General features: G+C 44.4%; 8 protein-coding genes. All 8 read left to right on the plus strand.

The annotated features are described in order from the left end of the window. Positions 1-110 precede the first annotated feature (110 nt). The 8 genes from QZ407_RS05125 (at position 111) to QZ407_RS05160 (ending at position 15,560) form a co-directional block, all read left to right on the plus strand. Positions 111-2,018: a glycoside hydrolase family 88 protein gene (locus QZ407_RS05125; RefSeq protein WP_295768254.1), complete on the plus strand. Its 1,908-nt coding sequence runs from the start codon at positions 111-113 to the stop codon at positions 2,016-2,018. A gap of 18 nt (positions 2,019-2,036) precedes the next feature. Then, positions 2,037-3,542 carry a tagaturonate reductase gene (locus QZ407_RS05130; protein WP_295768256.1) on the plus strand — a complete coding sequence of 502 codons (1,506 nt, stop codon included), beginning with the start codon at positions 2,037-2,039 and terminating at the stop codon, positions 3,540-3,542. 6 nt (positions 3,543-3,548) lie between these two features. Further along, on the plus strand, positions 3,549-5,201 hold the full coding sequence (locus tag QZ407_RS05135; RefSeq protein WP_295768258.1) for an altronate dehydratase family protein: 1,653 nt from the start codon (positions 3,549-3,551) through the stop codon (positions 5,199-5,201). A 322-nt stretch (positions 5,202-5,523) separates the two neighbouring features. After that, positions 5,524-6,360 (plus strand): amidohydrolase family protein, encoded by an 837-nt coding sequence (locus QZ407_RS05140; protein WP_295768260.1) that lies wholly within the window; start codon positions 5,524-5,526, stop codon positions 6,358-6,360. A gap of 8 nt (positions 6,361-6,368) precedes the next feature. Next, a complete protein-coding gene (locus tag QZ407_RS05145; RefSeq protein ID WP_295768262.1) occupies positions 6,369-7,382 on the plus strand; it encodes a zinc-binding alcohol dehydrogenase family protein in 1,014 nt (337 codons plus the stop codon). Between the two features lie 338 nt (positions 7,383-7,720). Next, on the plus strand, positions 7,721-9,295 hold the full coding sequence (locus QZ407_RS05150; RefSeq protein ID WP_295768264.1) for a glycosyl hydrolase family 65 protein: 1,575 nt from the start codon (positions 7,721-7,723) through the stop codon (positions 9,293-9,295). A gap of 249 nt (positions 9,296-9,544) precedes the next feature. Next, positions 9,545-12,319: a hypothetical protein gene (locus QZ407_RS05155; protein ID WP_295768267.1), complete on the plus strand. Its 2,775-nt coding sequence runs from the start codon at positions 9,545-9,547 to the stop codon at positions 12,317-12,319. A gap of 355 nt (positions 12,320-12,674) precedes the next feature. Further along, positions 12,675-15,560, plus strand: a complete 2,886-nt coding sequence (locus tag QZ407_RS05160) for a glycoside hydrolase N-terminal domain-containing protein (RefSeq protein ID WP_295768269.1) — start codon at positions 12,675-12,677, stop codon at positions 15,558-15,560. The last annotated feature ends 1 nt before the right edge of the window (position 15,561 follow it).

Raw genomic sequence — 15,561 nt, forward strand, 5'->3', positions numbered from 1 at the left:
TTTTATCCTTTCAATATTATAAAATTGTATCCTGAAGATATGCGGGGTACTAACCAAACCTTTGACAGGCGACACCGTCTGTCATTAACTAATTATCAGAAGAAGAAACTATGAGAAAATTCTTATTTGCATGCCTGTTCCTGATTTCAGGTCTTCAACTTGTTCAGGCACAAACGCAACCCTGGTCGCAGCGCATGGCTAAAACAGCTATGAAGGTGTGGGCAGATACTTCAAAACCACACTGGACTTATGAGCACGCCGTTGTATGGAAGGGTTTAGAAGATGTGTGGCTGCAAACCGGCGATCCGCAATACTTCAAATACATCAAAAGCCGTGTAGATGTTCATCTAAATGATGACGGCACCATAAAAGGCTATAAAATGGACGATTACAATATCGATAACATTTTACCCGGCCGTAGTGTGCTAATGCTTTATCAGGTAATTGGCGGCGAAAAATACTTAAAAGCAGCCCGAACTCTTCGTGAGCAATTGAGCAAGCAGCCACGTGTTCCTGAAGGTGGTTTTTGGCACAAAAAACGTTACCCTAACCAAATGTGGTTGGATGGTTTGTACATGGGTGAGCCGTTTTATGCCGAATACGCAAGTGCTTTTCATGAAGATACTGCGTTTAACGATATAGCCAAGCAATTCATTTTAATGGAGCGCATGTCGCGCGATAGCAAAACAGGATTGCTGTACCATGCGTGGGATCAGAGCCACAAAGAGCGCTGGTCAAACCCTGAAACCGGTAAATCTCCCAATTTTTGGGGGCGTGCTATGGGCTGGTACGGTATGGCCTTAGTTGATGTACTTGATAAAATGCCGGTAAATCATCCAAAGCGTGCTGAATTGCTGGTTATTTTAAACCGCTTTGCTACAGCAGTAGCCAAGTATCAGGATAAGCCATCCGGTTTATGGTACCAGGTAATGGATAAACCTAACGGAAAAGGCAATTACCTGGAGGCTTCGGCTTCTTCAATGTTTGTTTATGCATTGGCTAAAGGCGTGCGGCAGCATAACCTGCCTAATTATTTTAGAGGCGTAGCCGAAGCAGGTTATAAAGGCATCATTAAAAAGTTTGTTGAGGTTGATGCTAACGGTCAGGTTAATTTTAACGGTACAGTAAGTGTAGCCGGTTTAGGCGGCAATCCGTACAGGGATGGCAGCTACGAGTATTATTTGAAGGAAAAAGTAGTTACCAATGATGCTAAAGGCCTTGGTGCTTTTTTGCAGGCCAGCGTTGAAATTGAGCGTATTGCCAATTTAAATAAAGCCAATAACAAAACTGTGTTATTGGATAGCTATTTTAACGACGAGCGTAAAAAAGACGTAACCGGTGCTGTAGTTCCTTATCATTACAAATGGGAGGGCCGTGATAACAATGGCTTCTCGCTGTTAGGGCACATCTTTAATAACTACGGCCTAGAAACTACCACTTTATACCAAGCCCCAACTGCGGCTAATTTAAAACCGGCTTCTGTTTACTTAATAGTTGATCCCGACATTCCAAAAGAAAACCCTAACGCTAAATACGTTGAGCCGGCCCACGTAACCGCAATACAAAATTGGATTAAGCAAGGCGGGGTATTATTAGTATTACATAATGATACAGGTAATGCCGAGTTTAAAAACTTTAATACGCTGATGAGTAAATTTGGTATGCCGTTTAAAGAAAACAGCATTAACCATGTGGCTGGTCAGCAGTTTCAACAGGGTGCGGTAAAAATTCCGGCGGGCAACCCTGTATTTAAAACAGCTAAGAAGATTTATATCAAAGAAATAAGCACGTTCAACCTGTCGGCCCCTGCAAAACCGGTATTAAATCATAATGGTGAGGTGGTTGTAGCAATGGCAAAATACGGTAAAGGTACCGTAATTGCAGTTGGCGACCCATGGTTTTATAACGAATACCTCGATGGTCGCAAACTAACGCCCGACCTGGAAAATTTTAAAGCGGCTAACGATTTAGTGGCCTGGCTGGCAGATCAGATTCCGGCTAAGGCTGCCAAAAAGTAAGCGGCAAATTATAAGCAAATGTTACTATCAAGATATAACTTAAAGAAGATTAATGTACCGGGTTTGGTGCTTCCGCCAGAGGATGTATTTAACCTGCCCGAGAAAGTTTTACAATTTGGTACCGGCGTGTTACTTCGCGGCCTTCCTGATTTTTATATAGATAAAGCAAATAGGGAAGGAGTGTTTAACGGCCGTATTGTGGTGGTAAAATCAACGGATACAGGCTCGGCTAATGACTTTGACCGTCAGGATGGCTTGTACACACTTTCAATTAAAGGTATTGAAGATGGTAACGAGGTTGATGAGCAAATTGTATGTTCATCTATAAGCCGTGTACTATCGGCCGGCGAAGACTGGGAAGAGATTTTAAAAGTTGCCCAAAACCCCGAACTTAAAGTTGTTACATCAAATACCACAGAGGTGGGTATTCAACTGGTTCAGGATGATATTTTTAAAAACCCACCTGTATCTTTCCCGGGCAAGTTATTAGCCGTCTTATACAAGCGCTTCCGTACATTCAACGGCAGTGCCGAGAGCGGTTTGGTAATTGTTCCGGCCGAATTAATAGTTGATAATGGCAAAAAACTGGAAGCAATTGTGCTTGAACTGGCGCATTTGAATAACCTGGAACCTGCGTTTATTGATTGGCTTGAAGAACACAACCGCTTTTGCAACACATTGGTTGACCGTATTGTTCCGGGTAAGCCCGATGCAAAGCTGGCAGAGCAACTGGAGGCTGATTGCGGATATAAAGACGGACTACGCATCGTATCTGAAGTATATTCACTTTGGGCTATTGAAGGCGATGACTACGTTAAAGATGTATTATCGTTCCATAAAGTTGATAAGGGCGTTGTAATAGTGCCTAACATTGACATCTTCCGCGAATTGAAATTACGCTTGCTCAATGGTACGCACACGTTAAGTTGTGCAGTTGCATTTTTATCAGGTTTCCGCACGGTTAAAGCAGCCATGGAAGATACTGGTTTTACGCACTTCATCAATCAATTAATGTTAAAGGAAATTGCTCCGGCCATTCCTTATGACGTTGATCATGACACTGCTGCCGAATTTGCAGGTAAGGTGTTAGATCGTTTCCGTAACCCTAACCTGGAGCACCTGTGGATCAGTATTTCGGCACAGTTTTCGTCAAAAATGCAATTGAGGGTGGTGCCGTTAATTTTAAATCATTTTAAGCATCATACTACGGTTCCGGTACATATAGCACTAGGCTTTGCAGCATTCATCAGGTTCATGAAATCTGTTAAAGATGAGGACGGTAAATACATTGGTACAAATAATGGTGAAGATTACGTAATTACCGATAGTAACGCAGAGTTCTTTTATCAGGCCTGGCAAAAGGCTGAGTTGCATGATGTAACTTACAGCATCTTGAATAATAAGGAGCTTTGGGGTGCAGATTTGGCCCAGCTTCCAGGTTTCAAAGAAGCTTTATTAGATCAGCTTCAGCAAATTGAAGCCAACGGAACAAAAGAGATTTTAGCAAAAGAAGCAACTTTATAATATACAATGAAACAAAATATTTTAAAGATTCACCCTAATGATAACGTACTGGTAGCGTTGGTTGACCTGCCCGTAGGTGAGGTGATCACTTATGATGGAGTTACCATAACAACTGTTAACCCAATTGCCGCTAAACATAAAGTTGCCATTAACGATATTAAAGCCGGCGATAGCATTATCATGTATGGCGTGTTGGTAGGTAAAGCGCAGTTTGACATTCCGTCGGGCGGTGTAATAAGCACACAGAATATTAAGCATGCTGCCAACAGCATGTCTGCCGCAAGCAAACATACCGACTGGAACAAGCCTGATGTTAGCGCCTGGGAAAGCCGCACGTTTAATGGCTATCACCGTCCGGATGGTAGCGTGGGTACGGCAAACTACTGGCTGGTTATACCCATGGTTTTTTGCGAAAACCGTAATATAGAGGTACTGCAGGAGTCATTGATTAAGCCGCTAGGCTATGGTCGTAAAAAAACTTACGAAACCAAGGCGCAGCAATTAATTAGCAAAATCAAAGCTGGTAGCGGTGTTGACGAGATATTGTTTACCGAGGTTAATGCAGGCGACGTAGCTTCACAAGAAAGCAAAGTGTTCCCAAATGTTGACGGTATAAAGTTTCTGAACCACTCTGGTGGTTGCGGCGGTACCCGCCAGGATGCTGAAGCGCTTTGCGGTTTATTAGCCGGTTACATAACCCATGCTAATTGTGCCGGTGCTACAGTGCTAAGTTTGGGTTGCCAAAATGCACAGGTGAGCATTTTGGAAAACGAAATTCAGAAACGTTCTCCGGGCTTTAAAAAGCCGCTGTATATATTAGATCAGCAAACTATAGGTAAGGAGTCTGACATGATGGAGCAGGCGTTACGCAAAACGCTTGCAGGTTTAATACAGGCTAATGAGTATACCCGCCAGCCGGCACCATTAAGCAAACTTACTATTGGTTTGGAGTGTGGTGGTTCGGATGGTTTCTCCGGTATATCAGCAAATCCGGCTATTGGTTATACTTCTGATTTATTGGTTGCCTTGGGTGGTTCGGTTATTTTAGCTGAGTTTCCTGAACTTTGTGGAGTTGAGCAAAACCTTATTGACCGTTGTATTCAGCAGGAAGATGCAGACCGCTTTGTAAACCTTGTACGCACTTACGCGCAACGTGCCGAAGAAGCAGGTTCGGGCTTTGATATGAACCCATCACCTGGTAACATTAAAGACGGTTTAATTACCGATGCCATTAAATCTGCAGGGGCAGCTAAAAAAGGTGGTACATCACCGGTTGTTGATGTGTTAGATTATCCTGAAAAAGTGGTAAACCCAGGCTTAAACCTGCTTTGCACGCCAGGTAATGACGTGGAAAGTACCACTGCCGAAGTTGGCTCAGGTGCTAACGTTGTATTGTTCACCACTGGCTTAGGAACGCCAACAGGAAACCCGATTGTGCCGGTTGTAAAAATTGCCACCAACACAAATCTGTACAATAAAATGAGTGATATTATTGATCTAAATACAGGTACCATTATTGAAGGCGAAGAGACTATTGAGCAGGCTGGTGCACGTATTTTAGATTATGTAATTCAGGTTGCCAGCGGTGAGGTTGAAGTGTCTGCCGTGCGTCACGGTCAGGACGATTTTATTCCTTGGAAACGCGGCGTATCCTTGTAATTTATTGATCATCATAAGCCTGCATAATTATCAGGTTAACATCCTACATAAAACCCCGTGCGTTTGCCACGGGGTTTTATATTTTTAATCACATTTTAATGCACTTCGGTTAAAAATGTAATACATTTATACAAGCAGTTGCTTAAATCTACCGGCTGTAAGTTTTCTGTTAATGGCAATATAATATAACAAACAGGCAATTACTGATAAGTATCTGTCTGAATTTTTTAATCTCTTTGAAAATGCCATTTATACATCCGGGCTGCATTGAGGCAGCTGTTAACAATTAACACCAGGATTATAAACCATACACAACACTACCATGTATAAAATTGATGCTCACCAGCATTTTTGGAAATTTGACCCGGTAAGAGATAATTGGATTACCGAGGAAATGGATGTTATACGCCGCGACTTTTTGCCGCAGGATTTGATGCATATACTTATGCATAACCAAATGCAGGGGTGTGTGGCAGTGCAGGCAAGTCAAACCGAAAAAGAAAATCAGTTTTTACTGGAGCTGGCAAGCACCACACCATTTATAAAGGGTGTGGTTGGCTGGATTGATTTACAAGCCGATGATGTTGAAGAGCAATTAAAGCATTACGGTAAAATTGACAAAATGGTGGGCTTTCGTCATGTGTTACAAGGAGAGCCACAGCGCGACCTAATGCTTAAGCCTAAGTTTAAACGTGGTATAAGCCTGTTGCACAAATATGGCTTTACCTATGATGTACTCATCTTTGCCGATCAGCTTAAGTATACCGCTCAACTAGTAGCCGAGTTCCCAAAACAGCAATTTGTAATTGACCACATTGCCAAGCCCGACATTAAAAATAAGCAAGTAGCTGAATGGGAAAAGGAAATTCGCAAGGTAGCTAAACACCCTAATGTGTATTGTAAAATATCGGGCATGGTTACCGAGGCAAACTGGTATGATTGGGAAGAGGAAGACTTCAAGCCTTACATGGATGTGGTTTTTGATGCCTTTGGTATCGATCGTTTAATGTTTGGGTCAGACTGGCCCGTGTGTATGGTTGCCGGTGGTTATAACCGTGTGGTTAAAATGGTAAGGCATTATCTTGAGCCGTTCAGTGATATGGACAAGGCTAAGTTTTGGGGTGGCAATGCCATAAAATTTTATAATCTGGAAGTTTAAAACAATAAATGAAAATATTAACCTGTACTACACCCGGCCAGTTTGATTATGGCCAGGCCAATAAACCCGAACTAAAAAAGGATCACGCCATCATCAAAATAAAACGCATTGGCGTGTGCGGAACTGATTTACATGCTTTTAAAGGAACACAGCCCTTTTTTAGCTATCCGCGTATTTTGGGCCACGAGCTTTCGGGCGAATTGGTAGAGGTTAATGGTGCCCAGGGATTTGAAGCAGGGGAAGCGGTAACTTTTATCCCTTACTTCAATTGTGGTCATTGCGTAGCCTGCCGCACCGGTAAGCCTAATTGCTGCTCAAGCATACAGGTTTGTGGCGTACACGCCGATGGTGGTATGGTTGAGTATCTGCAAGTACCATCGTACTCACTGGTACATGGCGAGGGTTTAACTTACGATGAATTGGCACTGGTTGAACCATTAGCTATTGGAGCTCATGGCATTCGTCGTGCAGGTATTAACCAGGGCGACTTTGTGCTGGTAATTGGTGCAGGACCTATTGGCTTAGGCACCATTGAGTTTGCGCGCATTGCAGGTGGCAAAGTAATAGCCATGGATGTAAGCAACGAGCGCTTACAGTTTTGTAAAGATAACCTGGGCATCGAATACACCATTAATCCTTTGGATGGAAACGCAGTCGAACAACTGCGTGAGATAACCGGTGGGGATATGGCATCGGTAGTGGTTGATGCTACTGGTAACCTGAAGGCAATAAACGGTGGTATTGATTACCTGGCACACGGCGGGCGTTACGTATTAATCGGGTTACAAAAAGAAGCTTTTAGCTTTAACCACCCTGAGTTTCACAAACGCGAATCGACCCTGATGAGCAGCCGCAACGCCACCCGCCAGGATTTTGAACACGTAATAGCCAGCATGAAAAAAGGCTTGGTAGACCCTAAAACCTACATTACCCACCGCGTACAATTTGACGAGGTAAAAGACAACTTTGAAAGCTGGTTGCAACCGGAAACGGGGGTGATTAAGGCGATGATTGAGGTGTAGTTGCCCCTCCTAAATCTTCCCCGCCTGAGGCGAAAGGATTTTAAGAAAGCGAACTGTAGAGACACAATACTTTGTGTCTCTTAATAAATATGGCAGCTAAAAGAGCGGTGGCCCGCCACAACACCCGGCCGGGAGCTGGCCTGTGGGATGGAAGGGATTGTTGTGGATAGGCCTTTTTGTTTCTTTTGTGGCTATGACAAAAGAAATAGCCCCCGCGGCAATGAGCGGTAGAAAAGCGATAAGCTAACCAAGATGCAAGGCGACTAACCTAATTAAAGAGATTGCCACGTCGCTATCGCTCCTCGCAATGACATTCGAGGGATATGAACCAATTATAAATGAAGAAAATACTCACTATACTACTTTCACTAACAGCAACCATTGCGTATAGCCAAACCAAACCAAGCCTTACCGATGACAAGTTGAAATCGTACGTTACCTATTTTAATAAGATTGATACCGAAACGGTTAAAAACTACGTGACTAACGATCAGGCTATTGATTGGATGTCGCAAAACGTGCCACTGTTTGAGTGCCCCGATTCTACGCTCGAAAAAATATACTATTACCGCTGGTGGGCTATGCGTAAGCATTTAAAGCAAACACCCGATGGCTTTGTGTTTACCGAATTTATCACCCCGGTTAATCACGCCGGCAAGTACAATACGGTGAGCAGCGCCCTAGGCCATCATATTTATGAGGGCCGCTGGCTGCGTAATCAAACCTACATCAACGATTATATAAACTTCTGGCTTTACGTTGACCCTAAAACCCCAAAGCCTCATTTGCGTAACTTTAGCAGCTGGTTGCAAAATGCTGTGTTTAATTACTATCTGGTGAATGGCAATAAGCCCATGGTGCAAAAGCTGTTACCTGTTTTAGATGCTGATTACCGCGCTTGGGAAAAAGATAAAAAACTGCCCAATAACATGTTCTGGCAGTTTGATGTGAAGGATGCCATGGAAGAATCCATTAGCGGTGGCCGTAAGGATAAAAACATTCGCCCTACCATTAACAGCTATATGTATGGTAACGCCATTGCGCTATCAAAAATGGCAGCATTGGTGGGTAACGATACGCTTAAAAAGATTTACGCTGCCAAGGCAAAAGAGCTAAAAAAATTGGTGCAGGATACCCTTTGGGATAATCAGGCATCATTCTTCAAAGTAAAACAGGTAACTAAAAACCAACTGGCCGATGCCCGGGAAGAATTAGGCTATATTCCGTGGTATTTTAATTTGCCTGATGATAAGGCTAAATATGCCGAGCAATGGGAGCAGTTAGTTGACGAGAAAGGCTTTAACGCTCCTTGGGGCATTACTACAGCAGAGCGTCGTCACCCAGGTTTCCGTACACATGGTACAGGCCATGGCTGCGAATGGGATGGCGCCGTATGGCCTTTTGCCACAACGCAGACTTTAAAAGGGTTAGCAAACCTGCTCACCAACTACAAAAATAAGGATGGGATGAGCTCCAAAATATTTTATGATGAACTGCATAAATATGCGGCATCGCACCAAAAACGTGGTTTACCTTACCTGGGCGAGTACCAGGATGAGAAAAACGGCTACTGGTTGAAAGGAGATAATCCACGTAGCAGTTACTATAATCATTCCGGCTTTGCCGATTTAATTATTAATGACCTTATTGGCCTAAAACCACGCGAAGACAATAAGCTGGAAGTATACCCGCTGATACCTGAGGGTCAATGGGACTGGTTCTGTTTAGACAAAGTGAATTACCGTGGTCGTACCATTACCATCCGCTGGGATAAAACCGGTACAAAGTATAATCAAGGACAAGGCCTTGTAATTTACTCCGACGGAAAAGAAATAGCTAAGAGTAAAGAGTTGAAGCATATTGTGGTAAAATTGCCGTTACCTGTACTCACAAGAGATAAAATGATACAATAGCATGAAAAAATGCTATATGAATAAATAACAGGGTACTTATAGCTTTGAACCTGATAAAATGAGCAACTTTTGTTTTTTCGGTCCTGTGCAAAATTCCTTACAGGACGAAGGCAGGAAGTAAAAAGAACTCATAACTTTTAAAACCAATAATAAACTTTTCACCTGTTTGTTAAGCTGGGTTAAAATCAGTTTCAGCGTGGTTGCATAACCCCCGGCCATCAGCAGGTAAATCGTTTTTGATAACTTGATATGGTCAAATTATATAACCGCTGTTTTCTTAGCGTCTTAATCGCTTTTTCTTGTTTTGCTAACGCTTATGCTCAAAAGGCAGCTACTAAGTCTATAGCTATTGTTACGCCGGCTGGCGCGCATGTGCGTATTGGCTATGGGGCCGGACAGTTAGCAAAGGCACTTCAAAAAAGCGGTTATCAAACTAAAATGCTTAAGCAGGTACCTGCATCAGGTGCAAGCATTGTTATCGGTAGGGCGCAGGATGCAGTTGTAAAGAGTGGTCTTGCAAAATACAGTATCAAAACCACCGGAAAACCCGGTAAAGAGGGTTATACCATTGGTACAGGTAAAAATAGCATGGTTATATCTGGCGCTGATTTTTCGGGCGCTATGTATGGCTGTTTAGAACTGGCCGACCGTATACTTGACCAAGGCAAGCTTCCGTCAGGCATAAACCTTACCGATCAGCCGGAGATGGTAATGCGCGGGGCCTGTGTAGGCGTACAAAAACCGGTATTGCTCGAAGGCCGCGGCGTTTATGAATATCCTTACACCCCTAAAAATTTCCCGTGGTTTTACGATAAAGCGCTTTGGCTGCGCTACCTCGACTCATTAGCCGAAAACCGTATGAACGCTCTTTACTTGTGGAACGGTCACCCGTTTGCCTCACTGGTGCGTGTTAAAGAGTACCCATATGCGGTAGAGGTTGACGATGCAACTTTTAAAAAGAACGAAGAAATATACAAGTTTATAACCGATGAGGCCGACAAACGCGGTATATGGGTTATACAGATGTTTTATAACATCATCGTATCAAAACCTTTTGCCGAAAAAAACAAGCTGGCCACGCAGGATCGTAACCGTCCTATCATCCCTATCATTGCCGATTATACACGCAAATCAATTGCAGAGTTTGTTAAGAAATACCCGCACGTAGGTTTAATGGTAGCCTTGGGCGAAGCTATGGAAGGCGTAGGGCAGGATGATATCGACTGGTTCACTAAAACCATTATCCCAGGCGTGAAAGATGGTTTGAAAGCCATTGGCAAAACCGAAGAGCCACCTATTGTACTGCGCGCTCATGATACCGATGCACCTGCAGTAATGAAAGCAGCGCTGCCTATATACAAAAACCTGTATACCGAAGCCAAATTCAACGGCGAAGCCTTAACTACTTATACCCCTCGTGGTCCGTGGGCAGAGCTGCACCGCACGTTAAGCCGATTAGGTTCGGTACAAATTGAAAATGTGCACATTTTGGCTAACCTAGAGCCTTTCCGCTATGGTTCGGCCGATTTTATACAAAAGAGCGTAGAGGCTATGCACAACACTTATGAAGCCAATGGGTTGCATCTTTATCCGCAGGCATCATACTGGGACTGGCCGTATACCGCCGACAAAACCGACCCGCGACTGCTGCAAATTGACCGCGACTGGATTTGGTACAAAGAATGGGCACGTTACGCCTGGAAGTGTAACCGCGACCGCGCACAAGAGATAAAATATTGGGGCAAATTGCTGGCCGGCATGTATGGCTGTACTCAGGCGCAAGGCGAGCAAGTATTAAAAGCTTATGAAGAAGCTGGCGAAATCTCTCCGCAGATATTGCGCCGTGTAGGCATTACCGATGGTAACCGCCAAACCATGACTTTGGGTATGCTGATGGCACAATTTACCAACCCTGAAAAATTTGGTCTGTTTAGCCTGTTATATAATTCTGAAGCACCAGAAGGAGAAATACTAAGCGAGTATGCTGAGAAGGAGTGGAAGCATGAAAAGCACATTGGCGAAACTCCGCTTGACGTGGCTAACAACATTGTGGCTTTTGGTAAAAAATCTGTAGAAGCTATTGAAAAAGCAGCTCCGGGTGTAAAGAAAAATAAAGCCGAGTTTGACCGCCTCAAAAATGACATGTACATCCATGAGGCCATGGCTAACAGCTATTCGGCTAAAATCAAGGCAGCCATAGCCATTATGCGCTACAAATACACTGATGATGTAGCCGACTTGGAAAAAGCACTGCCCGACATGGAAACCAGCTTGAACCACTACCGTCAACTGGTGAAACTTAGTGAAAATACTTACCTGTATGCCAACAGTATGCAAACCAAGCAACGTAAAATACCGGTAAGCGGCAACGACGGTAAAATGAAAACCTGGGTTGAACTGTTGCCCGTTTACGAAAAAGAGCTGGCTAACTTTAAGAAGAATATTGATTCGCTGAAATCGCCATCAGCCAAATCAAAAAAAACAGCGCTTGCCACGCTTACCAACGCACCAGTTACTGTTACCAGCGGTGCCGAAGGTAGCTATATAATTGGCGAAGGAGCCAAGCCATTTGCCGATACTACGGTTGCCATTACCGATTTTGCCAAGGAATTGAAAGGCTTGAAAGCAGTTCAGTTAGACAGGGCAAAACAGCGTAAATTGGGTACCAAAATAACCTTTACCAATGCGCAGCCTGTGAAAGTGCTGGTAGGCTATTTCAACAAAACTGGTTTTATTAATCCCGACACCTGGCCTTACCACGTGCCATCACAACTGGAAACCGATGCCAGCGCAAACGATTATGGTCAGGCCGATGTAAAGCTGTCGAACGGATTATTGATCCCTACACAACCATCGGTTAACGTACACACTTTCAGCTTTAAACCCGGTAACAACACACTAACCTTAGGCAAAGGCATTGCCGTAATATTAGGTTTCGTTCCCGAAAATCAGCCAGTCCCCGTATATGACGCCGGCCTAAGCACTACGGGTAATATCAAAGATTTAAGGTGGTTGTTTAACTGAGGTGAAGGGTGAAAGGATAAAGGTGAATGATAAAGGAGGCGAGGAGCGGAGATAGAAGTATATAAACTATCCCCAAGAACTGCCCTAACGATAACTTTTTTCGCGGCATCAGTGTTTTGCGGATAGCACAAGCGCGAGTTAAAGCACAGAAATAACGTAGCAAATAAACGTAGCCGCAAGTTTTCTTTTTGGTTCTTTTTCTTTTGTATAAAAGAAAAAGAACATCCACAGGCGGGAATGCAATCACTTTACCTGTCCTAACGGAGTGCTGAATAAGTAAAAGCAGAAACCTAATTGAGGTAAAAGGATAACACGTGAAAGTAGATCACATTATCCGATAATTACAGAAACCAAAATGAAGAGAAGACTTACCATACTAACCATAGCAACCCTGCTTTGCTATAATCCTCTTTCAGCTCAAACTCTTAAACTCTGGTACAACCAACCCTCTAAGAAATGGACCGACGCCTTACCCATAGGCAACGGCCGTATAGGTGGCATGATATACGGCACCGCCGATACCGAACGCGTTCAATACAACGAACAAACCCTGTGGACTGGCAAACCCCGCGATTACCAGCGCGAGGGTGCCTATCAATACCTGCCCCAAATGCGTCAACTCCTGTTCGAAGGGAAACAAAAGGAAGCCGAAGCCTTGGGCGAGGCTCACTTTATGGGCCGTAAGATGAACGAGGAGGATTACGACCAGCAGAAAGCCACGTGGTTTAAACAAGTGAGTGCAGTAAAATCGCCAAGTGCTACTACTTACAATGATAGCAAATGGAAAAGCATTAGCCTACCTACCGAAAAAGGCTGGGAAGTAATACCTGGTTTTGAAGGCGTAGACGGTGCCGTTTGGTTTCGTACAATGTTCGACTTACCAGCCGATTGGGCAGGTAAAGACTTAACACTAAGCCTGGGCCGTATGCGCGATATGGACTACACCTTCGTAAACGGCGAGCAGGTAGGCTCTGTTGATGGTGCCGACTATCGCCGTTATACTATCCCTGCTAAGCTGTTACGTGCAGGTAAAAACCAAATTGCAATACAGGTTATAAACTATTGGGATAAAGGCGGCCTAACCAGCAATCCACGCGAATTAGCCATATATCCGGTAAGTTTTGCTCCTGCCGAATTAAAGGGTGCTGCCACCACCACCATACCCCGAGACATGGCCGTAGACCAAAAAACTGGTGAAAAGTTCAAAGTTGTACGATTAGACTGCAGCTGGAAGTACTGGATACAGGATAACCAACCGCCGCAATTTCCCCGTTATAATGCCGACTACCAGCCATTTGCCGACCTGTTTTTACAAATGGCAAAAACGGGTACCATTAGTAATTACAAACGTGACCTTGATATAAGTAACGCTACCGCCCACGTCAAATATACCGCAGGCGGTGTAAACTATACCCGCGAATACATTGCCAGCAACCCCGATCAGGTAATGGCTGTGCATATCACAGCCGATAAACTGGGCAAAATATCGTTTAAAGCATTGCTGCATACACTGCATCAATCGGTAAGCATACGCAAGGTTGATGCGCATACGCTGGCGCTATCGTTCAAAGTGCGTAATGGCGCTTTGCGTGGCGTAAGCTATTTATATGCCGATGCTAAAGGCGGCAAGCTAACGGTCACTAACGATGGGATTAGCATAAGTGGCGCTAATGAGGCTACGCTGTATCTAACCGCTGCTACCAACTTCAAGACTTATAAAGATGTATCGGGTAACCCCGAAACCATTTGTGCTAAGCAGATAGCCGCTGTTCGTGCCAAAACTTATGCTGCCGTAAAAGCTGCACACATCGCCGACTATCAAAAATACTTTAACAGTTTTGCAGTTACATTTGGTAAGGGCAGTAATGATGCCTTGCCAACAGATGAACGCATTTTAAAATACAACAGCACGGTTGACCCCGGCTTGGTGAGCCTGTTTGTGCAATACAGCCGTTATCTTTTAATTTCCAGTTCAAGACCAGGTAGTAAGGTGCCGGCCAACCTGCAGGGCTTATGGAATGATTTGCTTACGCCGCCCTGGGGCAGCAAGTTTACCACCAACATTAACCTGCAAATGAATTACTGGGGTGCCGAAATGCTGAACCTTTCTGGCTTAACACAAGCGCTGTTTGCCATGATAGATGATTTGAGGCAAACCGGCGCGGCAACCGCCAAAGCGCACTACAATACCCCCGGCTGGGTACTGCACCACAATACCGATTTATGGCGCGGAGCAGCCCCGGTAAACGCTGCCAATCATGGAATATGGACAACCGGTGCTGCCTGGATAAGTGAAAGCTTATGGGAGCACTACCAGTTCACACAGAACAAAGCCTTTTTGCAAAGCCAAGCTTACCCGGCCATGAAAGGCGCTGCCGAATTCTTTGTGGCTAATTTGGTTAAAGACCCTGCTACAGGCTACCTCATCAGCACCCCATCTAACTCACCCGAGCATGGCGGTTTGGTGGCCGGTCCAACAATGGACCATCAGATTATACGCGAGTTATTCAGGAACACCATCGCGGCAGCCAAAATATTAGGCACCGATGCTAAATTTAGCAAAACACTCCAAGATAAATATGACCAAATAGCGCCTAATAAAATAGGCAAGTACGGCCAGCTACAGGAGTGGATGCAGGATAAGGATGATACCACTGACACTCACCGACACGTATCGCACATGTGGGGTATACATCCGGGCACCGAAATTTCTGCGGCTACCCCTGATCTATTAAATGCTGCTAAAAAATCGATGCATTACCGTGGCGACGATGGTACAGGCTGGAGCATTGCCTGGAAAATAAACCTATGGGCACGTATGCGCGATGGCGACCACTCATACCTTATGCTCACCAAACTGCTTTCGCCCGCTGATGCTGTGCCTAATCACGAAAAAGGCGGCGTATATCACAACCTGTTTGATGCACACCCACCTTTCCAGATTGACGGCAACTTTGGCGGCGCTGCCGGTATTGGCGAAATGATATTGCAAAGTCAGTTCGGTACGCTCGATGTATTGCCCGCCCTCCCAAAAGCGTTGCCCAACGGCGAGGTAAAAGGCATCAAAGCCCGTGGAGGATTTGTGCTGAATATCAAATGGCAAAGCGGTGCGCTGCAACAGGTTGATATTACCTCTGAAGCTGGTAAGCCTTGCGTGGTAAATTATCAGGGTAAACAAATTAAATTCAGTACCAAGAAAGGCAAGACCTATAAGTTAGGCAGCAACTTGCAAAAGATATAAT

It is taken from the genome of uncultured Mucilaginibacter sp. (assembly GCF_913773635.1).
In the GTDB taxonomy this organism is placed as follows: domain Bacteria; phylum Bacteroidota; class Bacteroidia; order Sphingobacteriales; family Sphingobacteriaceae; genus Mucilaginibacter.

Excerpts from the sequence above, each read along its gene's own strand:
- QZ407_RS05125 (WP_295768254.1), top strand. The coding sequence starts at position 111 with ATGAGAAAATTCTTATTTGCATGCCTGTTCCTGATTTCAGGTCTTCAA.
- QZ407_RS05130 (WP_295768256.1), top strand. The coding sequence starts at position 2,037 with ATGTTACTATCAAGATATAACTTAAAGAAGATTAATGTACCGGGTTTG.
- QZ407_RS05135 (WP_295768258.1), top strand. The coding sequence starts at position 3,549 with ATGAAACAAAATATTTTAAAGATTCACCCTAATGATAACGTACTGGTA.
- QZ407_RS05140 (WP_295768260.1), top strand. The coding sequence starts at position 5,524 with ATGTATAAAATTGATGCTCACCAGCATTTTTGGAAATTTGACCCGGTA.
- QZ407_RS05145 (WP_295768262.1), top strand. The coding sequence starts at position 6,369 with ATGAAAATATTAACCTGTACTACACCCGGCCAGTTTGATTATGGCCAG.
- QZ407_RS05150 (WP_295768264.1), top strand. The coding sequence starts at position 7,721 with ATGAAGAAAATACTCACTATACTACTTTCACTAACAGCAACCATTGCG.
- QZ407_RS05155 (WP_295768267.1), top strand. The coding sequence starts at position 9,545 with ATGGTCAAATTATATAACCGCTGTTTTCTTAGCGTCTTAATCGCTTTT.
- QZ407_RS05160 (WP_295768269.1), top strand. The coding sequence starts at position 12,675 with ATGAAGAGAAGACTTACCATACTAACCATAGCAACCCTGCTTTGCTAT.